Source organism: Enterobacter cloacae complex sp. IR53041, from assembly GCF_049238285.1.
Lineage (GTDB): Bacteria > Pseudomonadota > Gammaproteobacteria > Enterobacterales > Enterobacteriaceae > Enterobacter > Enterobacter roggenkampii.
Genome location: NZ_JBMKHB010000007.1, coordinates 13,317 through 27,227 on the forward strand (window position 1 = coordinate 13,317; position 13,911 = coordinate 27,227).

The 13,911-nt window shown below is 60.1% G+C and carries 13 protein-coding genes and 1 pseudogene; 5 read left to right on the forward strand and 9 right to left on the reverse strand.

All coding sequences use genetic code 11. The features are described from left to right. The first annotated feature begins 49 nt into the window (after window positions 1–49). The 4 genes from budA (at window position 50) to ACOTXF_RS07040 (ending at window position 3,918) form a co-directional block, all read left to right on the forward strand. On the forward strand, window positions 50–829 hold the full coding sequence (gene budA / locus ACOTXF_RS07025; protein WP_086374961.1) for an acetolactate decarboxylase: 780 nt from the start codon (window positions 50–52) through the stop codon (window positions 827–829). Continuing rightward, window positions 801–2,522, forward strand: a complete 1,722-nt coding sequence (gene alsS, locus ACOTXF_RS07030) for an acetolactate synthase AlsS (RefSeq protein WP_198921604.1) — start codon at window positions 801–803, stop codon at window positions 2,520–2,522. The genes budA and alsS overlap by 29 nt, the downstream gene beginning before the upstream one ends. 20 nt (window positions 2,523–2,542) lie before the next feature. Next, a complete protein-coding gene (locus tag ACOTXF_RS07035) occupies window positions 2,543–3,313 on the forward strand; it encodes a (S)-acetoin forming diacetyl reductase (RefSeq protein WP_047746127.1) in 771 nt (256 codons plus the stop codon). Window positions 3,314–3,444: 131 nt separating this feature from the next. Beyond that, a complete protein-coding gene (locus tag ACOTXF_RS07040; protein WP_008499407.1) occupies window positions 3,445–3,918 on the forward strand; it encodes a cold-shock protein in 474 nt (157 codons plus the stop codon). 77 nt (window positions 3,919–3,995) lie between these two features. On the opposite strand, the gene ACOTXF_RS07045 is transcribed toward ACOTXF_RS07040, so the two are convergent. From ACOTXF_RS07045 to ACOTXF_RS07065, 5 genes are all read right to left on the reverse strand, one after another. Continuing rightward, entirely contained in the window at window positions 3,996–4,700 is a 705-nt protein-coding gene (locus tag ACOTXF_RS07045) for an ABC transporter ATP-binding protein (RefSeq protein ID WP_047746130.1), read from the reverse strand. Further along, window positions 4,687–5,523: an ABC transporter ATP-binding protein gene (locus tag ACOTXF_RS07050; protein ID WP_047746132.1), complete on the reverse strand. Its 837-nt coding sequence runs from the start codon at window positions 5,521–5,523 to the stop codon at window positions 4,687–4,689. Before ACOTXF_RS07050 ends, ACOTXF_RS07045 begins: the two co-directional genes overlap by 14 nt. Further along, window positions 5,516–6,349, reverse strand: coding sequence for an ABC transporter permease (locus ACOTXF_RS07055; protein WP_023293081.1), 834 nt, complete (start codon window positions 6,347–6,349; stop codon window positions 5,516–5,518). Before ACOTXF_RS07055 ends, ACOTXF_RS07050 begins: the two co-directional genes overlap by 8 nt. After that, window positions 6,349–7,362, reverse strand: a complete 1,014-nt coding sequence (locus tag ACOTXF_RS07060) for an ABC transporter permease (RefSeq protein WP_047746135.1) — start codon at window positions 7,360–7,362, stop codon at window positions 6,349–6,351. Before ACOTXF_RS07060 ends, ACOTXF_RS07055 begins: the two co-directional genes overlap by 1 nt. A gap of 98 nt (window positions 7,363–7,460) precedes the next feature. Continuing rightward, on the reverse strand, window positions 7,461–9,029 hold the full coding sequence (locus ACOTXF_RS07065; RefSeq protein WP_032656112.1) for an ABC transporter substrate-binding protein: 1,569 nt from the start codon (window positions 9,027–9,029) through the stop codon (window positions 7,461–7,463). Window positions 9,030–9,230: 201 nt separating this feature from the next. On the opposite strand from ACOTXF_RS07065, the gene ACOTXF_RS07070 reads away from it, so the two are divergent. After that, on the forward strand, window positions 9,231–9,929 hold the full coding sequence (locus ACOTXF_RS07070) for a GNAT family N-acetyltransferase (protein WP_023326860.1): 699 nt from the start codon (window positions 9,231–9,233) through the stop codon (window positions 9,927–9,929). A gap of 33 nt (window positions 9,930–9,962) precedes the next feature. Here ACOTXF_RS07070 and ACOTXF_RS07075 read toward each other — a convergent pair whose 3' ends face one another. From ACOTXF_RS07075 to ACOTXF_RS07090, 4 genes and pseudogenes are all read right to left on the reverse strand, one after another. Next, complete coding sequence (locus ACOTXF_RS07075) at window positions 9,963–11,657, reverse strand: thiamine pyrophosphate-binding protein (RefSeq protein ID WP_047746137.1); 1,695 nt, start codon at window positions 11,655–11,657, stop codon at window positions 9,963–9,965. A 33-nt stretch (window positions 11,658–11,690) separates the two neighbouring features. Further along, window positions 11,691–12,431, reverse strand: a complete 741-nt coding sequence (locus ACOTXF_RS07080; protein ID WP_032674323.1) for an SDR family oxidoreductase — start codon at window positions 12,429–12,431, stop codon at window positions 11,691–11,693. Between the two features lie 273 nt (window positions 12,432–12,704). Then, a pseudogene (locus tag ACOTXF_RS07085) lies at window positions 12,705–13,352 on the reverse strand (anti-sigma factor). Further along, window positions 13,349–13,903, reverse strand: coding sequence for an RNA polymerase sigma factor (locus ACOTXF_RS07090; protein ID WP_023343548.1), 555 nt, complete (start codon window positions 13,901–13,903; stop codon window positions 13,349–13,351). Before ACOTXF_RS07090 ends, ACOTXF_RS07085 begins: the two are co-directional and overlap by 4 nt. Window positions 13,904–13,911: the final 8 nt, after the last annotated feature.

Sequence of the window (13,911 nt, forward strand, 5' to 3'; positions counted from 1 at the left end):
GTCAACATTTATTTAACCTTTCTAAATAAAGTTGAAGAGGACGAGCATGATGGTGCATTCATCTGCCTGCGACTGTGAAGCCAGTCTGTGCGAGACCCTGCGCGGGTTCTCTGCCCAGCATCCTGACAGCGTGATCTATCAGACATCGCTAATGAGCGCCCTGCTAAGCGGCGTGTATGAAGGAGAGACCACCATCGCCGATCTGCTGGCACACGGTGACTTTGGTCTGGGCACCTTCAACGAGCTGGACGGCGAAATGATCGCCTTCAGCAGCCAGGTGTACCAGCTGCGCGCCGACGGCAGCGCCCGGGCCGCGAAGCCGGAGCAAAAAACGCCGTTTGCGGTGATGACCTGGTTCCAGCCGCAGTACCGTATCACCTTCAATGCGCCGGTCAGCCGTCAGCAGATCCACGATGCGATCGACCAGCAGATCCCCTCCGATAACCTGTTCTGCGCGTTGCGCATTGACGGCAACTTCCGCCATGCCCACACCCGAACGGTACCGCGCCAGAAGCCGCCGTATCGCGCGATGACCGACGTGCTGGACGACCAGCCGGTGTTCCGCTTTAACCAGCGTGAAGGGGTGCTGGTCGGGTTCCGCACGCCGCAGCATATGCAGGGCATCAACGTGGCGGGCTACCACGAACATTTCATTACCGACGACCGTCAGGGTGGGGGGCATCTGCTCGACTACCAGCTGGAGAGCGGCGTGCTCACCTTCGGTGAAATTCACAAGCTGATGATCGACCTGCCCGCCGACAGCGCGTTTTTACAGGCCAACCTTCACCCCAGCAATCTCGATGCGGCGATCCGTGCCGTCGAAAACTAACAGGAGAACTACCGTGAACAGTGAGAAACAGTCACGTCAGTGGGCGCACGGCGCCGATTTGGTTGTCGGCCAGCTGGAAGCGCAGGGCGTGAAGCAGGTGTTCGGGATCCCGGGGGCGAAAATCGACAAGGTCTTTGACTCCCTGCTGGACTCCTCCATTGAGATCATCCCGGTGCGCCACGAGGCGAACGCGGCGTTTATGGCGGCGGCGGTAGGGCGGTTGACCGGCAAGGCCGGGGTGGCGCTGGTCACTTCCGGGCCGGGCTGCTCGAACCTGATCACCGGCATTGCTACCGCCAACAGCGAAGGCGACCCGGTGGTGGCGCTGGGCGGGGCGGTGAAGCGGGCGGATAAAGCCAAGCTGGTGCACCAGAGCATGGACACCGTCGCCATGTTCAGCCCGGTCACCAAATACGCCGTGGAGGTGAGTGCGCCGGACGCGATTGCTGAGGTGGTATCGAATGCGTTTCGCGCCGCCGAGCACGGCAGGCCGGGGGGCGCGTTCGTCAGCCTGCCGCAGGATATTGTCGACCAGCCCGCCACGGGGGCGATTTTACCCGCCAGCGGTCCCGCGCTGATGGGCCCGGCACCGGAATCCGCTATCAACGATGTGGCGAAGCTTATCGAAAAGGCCAAAAACCCGGTCATCCTGCTGGGGCTGATGGCGAGCCAGCCCGCCAACAGCGCGGCGCTGCGCACGCTGCTGGAGAAAAGCCGTATTCCGGTCACCAGCACCTATCAGGCCGCCGGGGCGGTGAACCAGGAGCACTTCACCCGTTTCGCCGGACGCGTCGGTCTGTTCAATAACCAGGCGGGTGACCGGCTGCTCCATCTGGCGGATCTGATTATCTGCATCGGCTACAGCCCGGTGGAGTACGAGCCGTCCATGTGGAACAGCGGCGACGCCACGCTGGTGCACATTGATGTGCTGCCAGCCTATGAAGAACGTAACTACGTGCCGGATCTGGAGCTGGTGGGGGACATCGCCGAAACCCTGAATCAGCTCGCTAACCGTATCGACCACAAGCTTGAGCTGAGCCAGCGGGCCTCCGAAATTCTGGTCGATCGCCAGCATCAGCGCGATCTGCTCGATCGTCGCGGCGCCTCGCTTAATCAGTTCGCCCTGCATCCGCTGCGTATCGTGCGGGCCATGCAGGACATCGTGAATAACGACGTGACCCTGACCGTCGACATGGGCAGCTTCCACATCTGGATCGCCCGCTATCTCTACAGCTTCCGGGCGCGCCAGGTGATGATCTCCAACGGCCAGCAGACCATGGGCGTCGCGCTGCCGTGGGCCATTGGCGCGTGGCTGGTCAACCCGAGCCGCAAGGTGGTGTCGGTCTCCGGCGACGGCGGCTTCCTGCAGTCGAGCATGGAGCTGGAAACCGCGGTGCGCCTCAACGCTAACGTGCTGCACATCATCTGGGTGGATAACGGCTACAACATGGTTGCCATTCAGGAAGAGAAAAAATACCAGCGTCTTTCCGGCGTCGAGTTCGGCCCGGTCGATTTCAAAGTCTATGCCGACGCCTTTGGCGCGAAAGGCTTTGCCGTGGAGAGCGCCGACGCGCTCGAACCCACGCTGCGTGCGGCAATGGATGTGGATGGCCCGGCCGTGGTGGCCATTCCCGTCGACTACAGCGATAACCCGCTGCTGATGGGCCAGCTCCATCTCAGCCAGATTTTGTGACTCAACATAAGGACAGAGAAATGCAAAAAGTTGCTCTCGTAACAGGCTCAGGCCAGGGGATTGGTAAAGCAATTGCGCTTCGCCTGGTGAAGGATGGGTTTGCCGTCGCCATTGCCGACTATAACGTGGAAACGGCCAGAGCCGTGGCCGATGAAATTATCCGTAACGGCGGTAATGCCGTCGCCGTGAAGGTGGACGTCTCTGACCGCGAGCAGGTATTTGCGGCGGTGGAGAAAGCCCGCACCGCGCTGGGCGGTTTCCATGTGATCGTCAATAATGCCGGGATCGCGCCGTCCACGCCGATCGAGTCCATCACGCCGGAGATTGTCGACAAGGTCTACAACATTAACGTGAAAGGGGTGATCTGGGGGATCCAGGCCGCGATTGACGCGTTCCGCAAAGAGGGGCACGGCGGCAAAATCATCAACGCCTGCTCCCAGGCGGGCCATACCGGCAACCCGGAGCTGGCCGTCTACAGTTCCAGCAAGTTCGCGGTGCGTGGCTTAACCCAGACCGCCGCACGGGATCTTGCTCCGCTGGGGATCACCGTTAACGCCTACTGCCCGGGCATCGTGAAAACGCCGATGTGGGCAGAGATCGACCGTCAGGTCTCCGAGGCGGCGGGTAAACCGCTGGGCTACGGGACCGAAACCTTTGCCAAACGCATCACGCTTGGCCGCCTGTCTGAACCGGAAGATGTCGCTGCCTGCGTTTCATACCTGGCGGGACCGGATTCCGACTACATGACCGGCCAGTCTCTGCTCATCGATGGTGGGATGGTGTTCAACTAAATTCTAATAAGCTCTGACATGAGTTTTCCCCTGCACCCGTGCAGGGGCTTTTTTTTGTCTCCTCCGCCATTGTGCATTACACTGCGCGCTGCAAAACTTTAGTCATTACGATCTGACAGGCGGTAACAGCGATGAACGGTACAATCACAACGTGGTTTAAAGATAAAGGCTTTGGATTTATCAAAGATGAAAACGGCGACAACCGCTATTTTCATGTGATTAAGGTCGCGAACCCCGATTTGATTAAGAAAGATGCCGCGGTGACCTTCGAGCCTACCACCAACAACAAAGGCCTTTCCGCCTACGCGGTGAAGGTGATCCCCGAAAGCAAACATCTCTATATCGCAGGCGAGCGCGTAAAGCTCACCTCGATCAAATCCTTCGTGGTGTTCAGCGAAGAAGAGCCCGTTGATACCAAAATCGACAAAGAGAACGCGGTGCTGTCGGTGGGCCTGCTGATGAACAGCATCAAGCCAAAATCCGATAAAAAGCCGGGCGAAATGCGCACGGTGAAGAAGCTGGCGATCACCACCTTCCAGAATACGACGCTGATCTTCACTGAAGATGAGATCGACATCGATGCCACGGTGAAGCTGCTGAAGTAATTGTTTGCCGGGTGGCGGCGATGCCTTACCCGGCCTACGAAAAACCTCAACGCGCCACCGGGCACCGCCGCACGCACTTAACCCATCCTGTGCTCGCCCCGTAACATCGCCTCACGGTCAAACACCTTCTGGATCTTCCCGTGCGCCATCAATGCCGCCCGGTCGGACATATGGGCAATCACGTCCGCGTCGTGACTGACCAGCAGATAGGTCATCTCATGCTCGGCCTTCAGGCGGTTAAGCAGGTTCAGGATTTCCGCCTGTACCGACATATCCAGCGCCGAAGTCGGTTCATCCAGCAGCAGAAGCTGCGGGCGCAGCAGCAGCGCGCGGGCAATCGCAACGCGCTGACGCCGGCCGCCGGAAAGCTGGTGCGGGTAGCGCCTGCCCGCGTCGGCGGAAAGCCCCACCTCGTGCAGCGCATTGGCCACCTTTTCCGCGATCTGCGTCTCGCCGTGGATGCTTAACGGCTCCGACAGCGTGCGCGCAATGGTGTGGTTCGGGTGCAGCGACGCCCACGGATCCTGAAACACCATCTGCACGTTGCGGCGAAGCTCGCCTTCAAAGCGTCGCCCTGGCGTTAACGCTTCTCCCAGTAGCGCAATACTGCCGCGCCACTCGCGCTGCAGCCCCGCCAGCACGCGCAGAATAGTCGATTTCCCGCAGCCGGATTCACCGATCAGGCTGAACGTCTCGCCTTTCTCAATGCTAAAGCTGGCGGCCGAAACCGCCGTTTTTTCCCCGAAGGTGACCTGCACCTGGTTAACCTCAACGATCGCCATCGCTGGCCTCCTTCCACGGCTGCGAACGGTCGAGCGTCGGCAGCATCTGCCCATAGGTATGGGCGTCTGGACGACAGGTCCACAGGGTTCGCGTGTACGGATGCGTCGTCTGCGGGAGCCGGCTTGCCGCCATCTCATCGACCTTTTCGCCCTGATACATCACCAGCACGCGGTCGCAGTGCTCCGCCACCAGCGGCAGATCGTGGCTGATGAGCAGCATCGCCATCTGGCGTTCTTCGCACTGCTGCACGAGCAGCTCGAGGATCTGGTTGCGCAGGCGGGCGTCCAGCGCGGAGGTCGGTTCGTCGGCAATCAGCACCTGCGGGTTGTTGATCAGCGCCATCGCAATCATCACCCGCTGGCCCATGCCTCCGGAAAGTTCGCCGGGGTAGCGTGACAGTACGTTCTCGCTCAGCCCGACGGCGCGGAGGATGTCGTGAATGCGCGCCGTACGCTCCGGACGCGGCAGGCGCTGATGCAGCGTGAGCGCCTCATCAAGCTGGGCGGCGACGCTTTTCACGGGGTTAAGGGCGTAGCGCGGATCCTGCAGGACCATCGCAATCCCGTTGCCGCGCAGCGCCTGCCAGCGGCGGGCGTTCAGTGTCAGCAGATCGTTGCCCAGCACGTTAAGCCGGTTGGCGCTCACGATACCGGGTTTGCGCACCAGACCCATCAGGGCGCGGGCGGACATGGACTTGCCGGAGCCGGATTCCCCCACCAGCGCCAGCCGCTCGTTGCCAAGCGTAAAGCTCAGGTTGTTGACCACGCGTGCGGCGGGGTAGTCGATATTCAGCGCATCGACGATGACGCGGTGTTCAGTCATGCTGTGGCTCCAGTACGTCGCGCAGGCCATCGCCCAGCAGGTTAAACGCCAGGCTGGCAAACAGAATCGCTCCGCCCGGAATAGCGGCAATCCACCACTGGTCGAAAATGACCTGCATGCCGTCGGCAATCATCGCGCCCCATTCGGCCATGGGCGGCCGTGCGCCAAGGCCGAGGAAGCCGAGACCGGCGGCGGCCAGAATAATCCCCGCCAGATCCAGCGCCAGCCGCACAATCGCGGACGGCAGGCACAGGGGCAGAATATGGCCGACCAGCAGGCGCGGGCCGCGGATCCCCATCATCTCCGCGGCGGCCAGATAATCGCTGTGGCGCAGACGCTGAATCTCGCTCCGGGCCTGACGCGCGTAGGCCGGCCAGGTGGTTAAGGCCAGCGCCAGCGCACCGTTGACCAGCCCCGGGCCGAGCATCGCCACAAACGCGAAGGCGAGGATCAGGCGCGGCATCGACATCACCACGTCGGTAAAGCGCATCAGGACTCGCTCCAGCCAGCCGCCGTAGTAGCCGGACAGGATCCCCACCAGCAGCCCGGCGGGCAGGGTGATAACGGTGACTAAGGCCACCAGCCCGAGCGCCGGACGGGTGCCGTAAATCAGGCGCGAGAGCAGATCGCGCCCGTAGCTGTCGGTGCCCAGCCAGTGCTGGTCGTTCGGTGCCTGCAGGCGCGCGGCGGCGTCCTGCCAGTTCGGATCAACCGGTACCAGCCAGGGCGCGAACAGGGCAATAAACACCAGCAGCGCGAGGGCAATCAGCCCGCAAACGGCGGCAGGGGAGCGGCGCAGGCGGCGTAAGAAGAGATAAAACGGCATCAGCGCACCCTGGGATCGGTCGCCCGCACAAGCAGGTCGGTAAGGTTATTGATCAGCACAAAGCAGACGCCGATCAGCAGCGTGCCGCCCATGACCGCGGTAGTGTCTCCGGCGAACAGGGCGGTGGTGAGATAGCGTCCGATGCCCGGCCACGAGAAGACGGTCTCTGTTAATACCGCACCTTCCAGCATGCTGGTATAGGCCAGGGCGATCACCGTCAGCAGGGTGCTGCGAATGTTCGGCAGCACGTGGCGCAGCAGAATGGCCATTTCCCCGGCACCCTTGGCGCGGGCGAGCAGGATGTACTCCTTGTTCATTTCGCTCAGGCAGGCGGAGCGGGTCAGGCGGGTTATGCTCGCCAGCGAGTAATAGGCCAGCAGCACCACCGGCAGCACCAGGTGGCTGATGGCGTTGCGAAACGCCTCGCGATCGCCGGAAAGCCAGGTATCTATCAGCGCAAAGCCGGTGCGCGGCTCGACGGTGAACTGCCAGATGTCGTCCAGCCTGCCGGGGCCCGCGCTCCACTGCAGCTTCGCGTAGAACAGGGCCAGCATCAGCAGGCCAAGCCAGAAAATCGGCACCGAGTTGCCGAGCAGGGTGAGCGTTCTGATCGCTAAGTCCACTGGCGAACCGGCGTAGCGGGCGCACAGCACACCCGCAATCACGCCGAGTATCGTGCCGATAATTAGCGCCAGCGTTGCCAGCTCCAGCGTGGCGGGGAAGGCGTGCAGCAGATCCTGCAGCACCGGCTGCCCGGTGGCGCTGGCGGTGCCTAAATCCCCGTGGGCGAGATTTTGCAGATAGTGCCAGAACTGCACGGGCAGCGGTCGATCCAGCCCGAGCTGGTGGCGAACCTGATCGTACGTGGACTGGCTGGCGTGATCGCCGACGATCTGCAGCACGCGATCGACCGGTGAAAACGCCGAGAGCGCAAACGTGACGAGCAGCAGCCCGAAGAGCGTGAGCAGCAGGGTCAGCAGGCCCTGAAGCACGCGGGTGGAAAGATGTGGCATGGAAAATCTCTTTATGCCGGGTGGCGGCTTCGCCTTACCCGGCCTACAAAAACCGAGAACACAGGCCGGGTAAGCGCAGCGCCACCCGGCAACAAGGGCTACTTCGTGACGCGATCGTACCAGACCATATCCGCGTTCAGCCCCTGCTGATACCCCTTCACGTTATCGCGCACCACGATCTGGGTTTTGCCCTGATCGACGAAGACGTACGGCGAGCTCTGCTGCAGCTGTTCCTGCATCTTCTTGTACAGATCCAGACGTTTCGCCGGATCCGGCTCGGCTACCGCCGCCAGCGTGGCCTTGTTCAGCTCCGGGATTTTCCAGCCGTTCAGTCCGGCCACGGTGCTGGACTTCCCGTCGTTCCACGCGAAGGCGCTGGCGTTAGAGTGCGCGTCGAAGTAGTCCGGGATCCACAGACGGATCGCCGCCTGATGCTGCTTCGCGCGCACGCGGGCATAGACCTGGCTCCCGGCGGCAGGCAGCAGATCCACCTTCACGCCACCCTGCGCAAAGCTCGCCTGCATCGACTGGGCGATGGTGATAAACGGCGGCTTGTTCTCCACGTCCAGCGTGAAGTGCGCGTCCTTAATGCCCGCTTTGGCGAGGATTGCCTTCGCTTTTGCCGGGTCAAATTTAAACGGATTGTCTTCCAGCGCGCCCGGCAGGCCGACCGGCAGGAAGCTCTGGTGAACAAAATACTGGCCTTTCAGCAGGTTCTTCGTGATGCCGTCATAGTCGACCAGCCAGCGCGACGCTTCCCAGAACGCCGGGTTGTTCAGCAGCGGATTGGCGCTGTTGCCGGTGTTAAACACCAGGTAATTCTGCTCGGCGGACGGAATGCTCAGCACCTTCACGCCCGGCTTGCCGTCCAGGGCGCTTATCTGATCTGCACCCAGATCGCGCGCCACGTCCGCATCCCCCTGCTGGATCAGCAGGCGGCGTGAAGCCGGATCGGGAACGTTTTTAATGATGATGCTTTTGAGCTTCGGCGCGCCGCCGGGGGCGGAATTGTTGGCTTCCAGCACGATGGCCTGATGCGGCTGATAGACGCGCATTTTGAACGCGCCGCTGCCCGCCGAGTGCATTTTCAGCCACGCGTTACCGAAGTCATTATCCTTGACGTTCGCGGCGACCTCTTTTTCATCGACGATAGAGGCAATCGGCGTGGAGAGAATATTCAGCGCCACCGACGGGCTGACGTCCGCCGTCCAGTGAAGCTGGAGGGTATGATCGTCCACCTTTTTCAGCTGGCTGGCGATGTTGCTCGCGTCCCAGCCCAGCACGTTGAGGATAAAGGCCGGGGATTTGTTCAGCGTCACGGCGCGGGTATAAGAGAAGATCGCGTCTTCCGGGCGCAGCGGGTTGCCGGAGGCGAATGTCGCATCGGGTTTAAGCTTGATGGTCAGGGTTTTTGCTGCCGCGTCCGCGTCCCAGCTTTCTGCCAGAATCGGCGTGATTTTTTCCGGATTATCGCGGTCCGGCTGCACCAGACGCTGGTACAGGCTCGGCACGGTCTGGATGCTGGAGAGCTCGTTGGCTTCGGCCGGGTCGAGGCTCACGATGTCATCAAGCCCCTGGGCAACCACCAGCGTGTTGGGCGGCGTAGCGGCGTGAGCGGCGCCTGAGAGCGCAGCCAGCACCAGTAACGGCAACAGTTTTTTTGTCATAGCGATCCCTGAGAAGAATATATTGTGATTGTTTTATGCTCCGCTACGTTAGGGCGACGGTGACATTCCACAAAGTCGAAATTCAGCTTTACTTATGCCTTCCGGGAATATCGCATGCGCTCGGGCTATTAAAACACGCGGCTTTTCGCCTGCTTTTTAACCTGCTATAACAAATGCCTTACCTTTCAGGGAGTCACCGCCGTGCCCGAAATCAATCAACATGGTCAAACCGTTAACGATATCGTTCCCGACTGGAAAGGCGCGCGCGCGTTAACCCGCACGCCGCTGTTCGGCCAGTATTGTCGCCTGGAGCCGCTGGACGCCGATCGCCACGCGGCCGATCTCTTTGAGGCCTACGCGCTGGGTGACGACAGCGACTGGACGTGGCTTGCCAGCACGCAGCCCACGAGCGTGGAAGCCACCGCGCACTGGATCATGGCGAAGGTCATGGACGATGAGCTGGTGCCGTTTGCCGTCATTGACTTACGCAACGAACGGGCGGTGGGGCTGGTGAGCTATATGGCTAACGAGCGGCTGTTGGGCTCGGTGGAAATTGGTCACGTCACCTGGTCGCGCAAAATGAAAGGTTCCCGCATCGGCACCGAAACGGTGTGGCTGCTGCTGAAAAATGCGTTTGAGCACGGCTACCGGCGCCTCGAGTGGAAGTGCGATTCCATGAACGTGGCGTCGCGCAGGGCGGCGGAGCGGCTGGGGTTTGTCTGGGAAGGACGCCTGCGCCAGAAGCTGGTGCGTAAAGGGCGCAACCGCGACAGCGATATGCTTTCTATTATTGACGGCGAATGGCCGCAAAGAGACGCGGAGCTGCGCGCCTGGCTGGCGGCGGAGAATTTTGACGAGGAAGGGCGGCAGATAAAGCGGCTTGAGGCGTTTCGGTTATAAGTTTTTTATGTAGGGTACAGCGTAAACGCGCGGTTAATCCGCGGAAATCGCGATTTCAATCAGGTTGGTTTTTCCTGACTGCAGGCCGCGCGTTACCGCTTCGGCGATATCCGCAGCCTCGGTCACCCGGCAGCAGTGGACGCCCATGGCGGTGGCCAGCGACTGAAAATCGATATGCGGGTTCACCAGGTCCATCCCGATAAAACGCCCCAGCCGCGTTGAGCTGTAGTCAGCCTGGCTCTTCATAAAGTTTTTCAGGATGTTGTACTCCCTGTTATTCATGACGATAAAGGTGACCGGCAGATTTTCGTGTGCCGCCGTCCAGAGCGCCTGCGGCGAGTAGAGGGAGGCTCCGTCTCCAACTAAACACACTACCGGCTCGCGGCCCAGCCCCAGCGAGTGACCTACTGCTGCGGGCATCCCCCAGCCCAGTCCGCCGCCGCGCATAAAGTAGTAGCGCTGGTGCTGCTGGTCAGAGATGAACCGGCGGACATGCCTGGCGGTCGCTATCGCCTCATCCACGATGGTGGTACCCGCCGGAATGGATCGGATGACTTCCCAGGCTGCGACCATCGGCGAAAGGGCCGGGCGTAGCCGCTCGACGGCCAGACGTTCCTCCTGCTGCTGCCACTCCTTCTCTCGTTCGTCGCGGGCCGCCACCAGCAGCCGCTGGTGGGCCAGCGTGCTGGCGATCAGGCGCTGCTTAAGCTTTGGCAGCAGTTCGTGCAGGGACAGTTTGATATCCCCCATCACCGAAAGGCGAGTGGCATAGGTGCGGCCAAGCTCGTGCATATCCGCCGAGAGCTGGTACACCGCGCAGGTCGCCGGAATAGCCTCGCCCTCGCTGTACAAAATGGTGATCAGGCTTCTGCCGCCGATGATGAATACGGCATCGTAGGCATTGATGATGCTGGCGATTTCGCTGGCGGTGGTGGGCATATTGCCCCGCCAGAGCGCGTGCTGAGTGGGAAAAGGCAAATTCAGCGGCCAGGAGGAGCCGTAGACGTGGGCGCTGAGCGCTTCCGCCAGCTCGACAATCTCCTGCGTCGAGCCGCTGGAGTGCACCTCATCGCCCGCCACAATCATGATCCTGCCCGGCGCGATCTCGCTGAGCGCCTCCGCCAGCTCGTCCAGCGAGCCCGCCACGGTGTGGTAGTTCACTCTCGACGGCGTCTGTATCCCGGCATCGCTCAGCTCTTCCATCACGTTCATCGGCAGGGAGAGCAGTACCGGACCGGCCGGAGGATAGCTGGCAGCGTGAAACGCGCGGCGCACCAGCACCGGGAGCTGGTCGGCGCTGGTGACCTCCTGCGCCCATTTCATGACCGGGGAGCCAATGGAAACAATATCATCATACAGCAGCGGGTCGCGGACGTAGTGCCGCGTATCCTGCTGTCCAACGGTCACCACCAGCGGGGTTTTCATGATCCGCGAATTAATGAGATTCCCCATGCCGTGCCCCAGGCCGCTCGCGGTATGCAAATTGATAAAGCCCGTTTTGCCGGAGGCTTTCGCGTAGCCGTCGGCAATCGCCACCACGGTGCTCTCCTGAAGCGCCAGAATATAGTGAATATTTTCATGGCGAAGCAGGGCATCAATCAGAGGAAGCTCGGTGGTGCCGGGGTTGCCAAAAATATATTCCACGCCTTCACTCTCCAGCACTTCAAGAAGAATATCGGCACCCGTTCGCATATTGAGATCTAATAAGGACGTTAATGATTTAATCATACTGACACCTCATTCAGTATTATTTAACCCAGGCTAAAATTCTTCCTGCGTCGGACGCACAACAATTTCATTAATATCAACGTCGCCAGGCTGTTCTATGGCAAATAAAACCGCGCGGGCAATTGCGTCAGCCGGAATAGCCTGCTTATAAAACTCATGGAGAAATTTTTTACTCTCTTCGTCAGAGCTGCCGAATTGCAGTTCGCTTTCGACGGCGCCGGGCGAAATAAGCGTCGTGCGGATAGTTTTACCCGCCTCCTGACGTAAGCCTTCACTCAGCGCGCGGACGGCGAATTTTGTGGCGCTGTACACCACGCCGCCAGGTGCCAGCACCTTGATGCCCGCGACGGAGGCAACGTTAATAAAATGCCCGCTGCCCTGACGCTGGAACACCGGCAACGCGGCCGCGATGCCGTACAGCACCCCTTTCAGATTGGTGTCAATCATCTTGTCCCATTCGTCGGTTTTCAGCTCGCTCAAGGGGGCGATAGCCATAAAGCCCGCGTTGTTGATTAGCACATCCACGCGCTGGTAGGCGGCAACGGCAGCGTCAATGGCGCGCTGAACCTCCTCCTGACGGGTGACATCGGCCTTCACGGCTATCGCCTTGCCGCCTTGCTGAATAATCTGATCCACCAGGGCATTAATTCTGTCCAGACGGCGCGCCACCAGCACCAGCGAAAACGCGTTATTCGCTAAATGGAGGGCAATCGCCTGACCAATACCGCTGCTGGCACCGGTAATGACAACAACCTTGTTTGCACTATTATTCATGATCTTATCTCGCTATTGAGTGATGCAAAAAATAAAAGGCAGAGAAGCATTAATGAATAATGACAAATTCATTAATGCGGTTTTTGATATATTGTGTATCGGGAATAAAATGATGTTCGTTTAAAACTTAATGGAGTACGCAAGAGTCTGTCAATGTCGTTTTTTAATAATTACATTAATTACAGGCTTAATATTTAATTCTTATAGGTAACCGAGAAAAGTATATAAATGAAATGGGGGCACGATAGCGGCCCTGCGAACAGGGCCTGAGAATTACAATTTGCCACTGTAAAGCACCGGGCCTGTGGGGAGCCCAGTGGGCGATCCGCCCTCTGGTTCAAGGCTTATGGCTATCGTGGCGTCAGGAGGGAGCGTTGTGTTCCTGAGGGTGACGCGTGTCGGTATGTCGTTATGCAGCAGCCCCATGGAGACCGGCGCCTGCCCGCCTGGGATCAGCCAAAGCTGGAGGCTGTGTTGCGCCGCGACGGCCGTCGGCCGAAGAGGGGCAATGCTCAGGTGCTGGCGGCTGGCATCCGCGCTGACGACCCATTCCCCGTGCTGTTGGGCATCGTTGAGGACCATCAGCGGAGCGAGTTCCGGGGTACGGATGGCATACTAGGCAACGACCGACAGGGCGGCGAGGGAGGCTGCAACCATCCAGCCGACATAAGGCCGACTTTTGCGTAAAGGCTTTTTGGGCGGCAGATCGAGGGCGATTCTTTTCCACACCGTCTCGGGTGGAGGGACGGGCACAAGATGACTATCCAGCGTGCTGAACATTTTCTGCCAGTACGCGACGCGGGCGGCCAGAGCCGGTTCACGGAGGACCCTTTTCTGGAACTGAAGCCGCGCCCCTCCGCGCAGGGTGCCGAGGGCATACTCTGCTGCCAGCATGCCGTCGCGTTTTTCTGCGTCATTCATAGCCCCACGCACTCCCGAAGATGATCCATTGCCCGACGTATCCAGCTTTTCACCGAGCCCACGGGCTGGTGGAGCCAGTCGGCAATGTCGCTGTGAGACATTCCCTGATAGTAGGCGAGCGTAATGCTCTGGCGCTGCTCGCTGCTCAAATGTTCGAGACAATGCCTGAGCCGCTCTGCCTGCGCATCGTCGTGCCAGTTATTCTGCTCATCGCTTTCGCTCAGCAGAATATCTTCCGAATACGACTCTTCACGGGCTGCAGCCCGGGTTTGCCCGCTGCGCAGCCAGTCAATACAGCGGTTGCGCACAATGTGCGTAAGCCAGGTCATCGGGGAGCTCAGGGTAGCGTTATAGGTTTCGGCTTTACTCCAGACGGTGACAAAACAGTCGTGAAGGATCTCTTCTGCCCAGGCGCGGTCGCGCAGCATGCGCAGCGCAACGGCAAACAGGTGAGGCGATGTGAGTCGGTAAAGCTGTTCAAATGCGCGGCGATCGCCGTTAGCGATCGCCTGCATTAATTTCAACTGCTGTTCAGCCAGCGCGTTATCCATGTTTTTTC

Bases quoted from the DNA above. Each gene is read 5' to 3' on its own strand.
- ACOTXF_RS07055 (WP_023293081.1), bottom strand. From the start codon at position 6,349: ATGCCGTTTTATCTCTTCTTACGCCGCCTGCGCCGCTCCCCTGCCGCC.
- ACOTXF_RS07080 (WP_032674323.1), bottom strand. From the start codon at position 12,431: ATGAATAATAGTGCAAACAAGGTTGTTGTCATTACCGGTGCCAGCAGC.
- ACOTXF_RS07090 (WP_023343548.1), bottom strand. From the start codon at position 13,903: ATGGATAACGCGCTGGCTGAACAGCAGTTGAAATTAATGCAGGCGATC.
- ACOTXF_RS07065 (WP_032656112.1), bottom strand. From the start codon at position 9,029: ATGACAAAAAAACTGTTGCCGTTACTGGTGCTGGCTGCGCTCTCAGGC.
- ACOTXF_RS07050 (WP_047746132.1), bottom strand. From the start codon at position 5,523: ATGACTGAACACCGCGTCATCGTCGATGCGCTGAATATCGACTACCCC.
- ACOTXF_RS07045 (WP_047746130.1), bottom strand. From the start codon at position 4,700: ATGGCGATCGTTGAGGTTAACCAGGTGCAGGTCACCTTCGGGGAAAAA.
- ACOTXF_RS07060 (WP_047746135.1), bottom strand. From the start codon at position 7,362: ATGCCACATCTTTCCACCCGCGTGCTTCAGGGCCTGCTGACCCTGCTG.
- budA (WP_086374961.1), top strand. From the start codon at position 50: ATGGTGCATTCATCTGCCTGCGACTGTGAAGCCAGTCTGTGCGAGACC.
- ACOTXF_RS07035 (WP_047746127.1), top strand. From the start codon at position 2,543: ATGCAAAAAGTTGCTCTCGTAACAGGCTCAGGCCAGGGGATTGGTAAA.
- ACOTXF_RS07075 (WP_047746137.1), bottom strand. From the start codon at position 11,657: ATGATTAAATCATTAACGTCCTTATTAGATCTCAATATGCGAACGGGT.
- ACOTXF_RS07040 (WP_008499407.1), top strand. From the start codon at position 3,445: ATGAACGGTACAATCACAACGTGGTTTAAAGATAAAGGCTTTGGATTT.
- alsS (WP_198921604.1), top strand. From the start codon at position 801: ATGCGGCGATCCGTGCCGTCGAAAACTAACAGGAGAACTACCGTGAAC.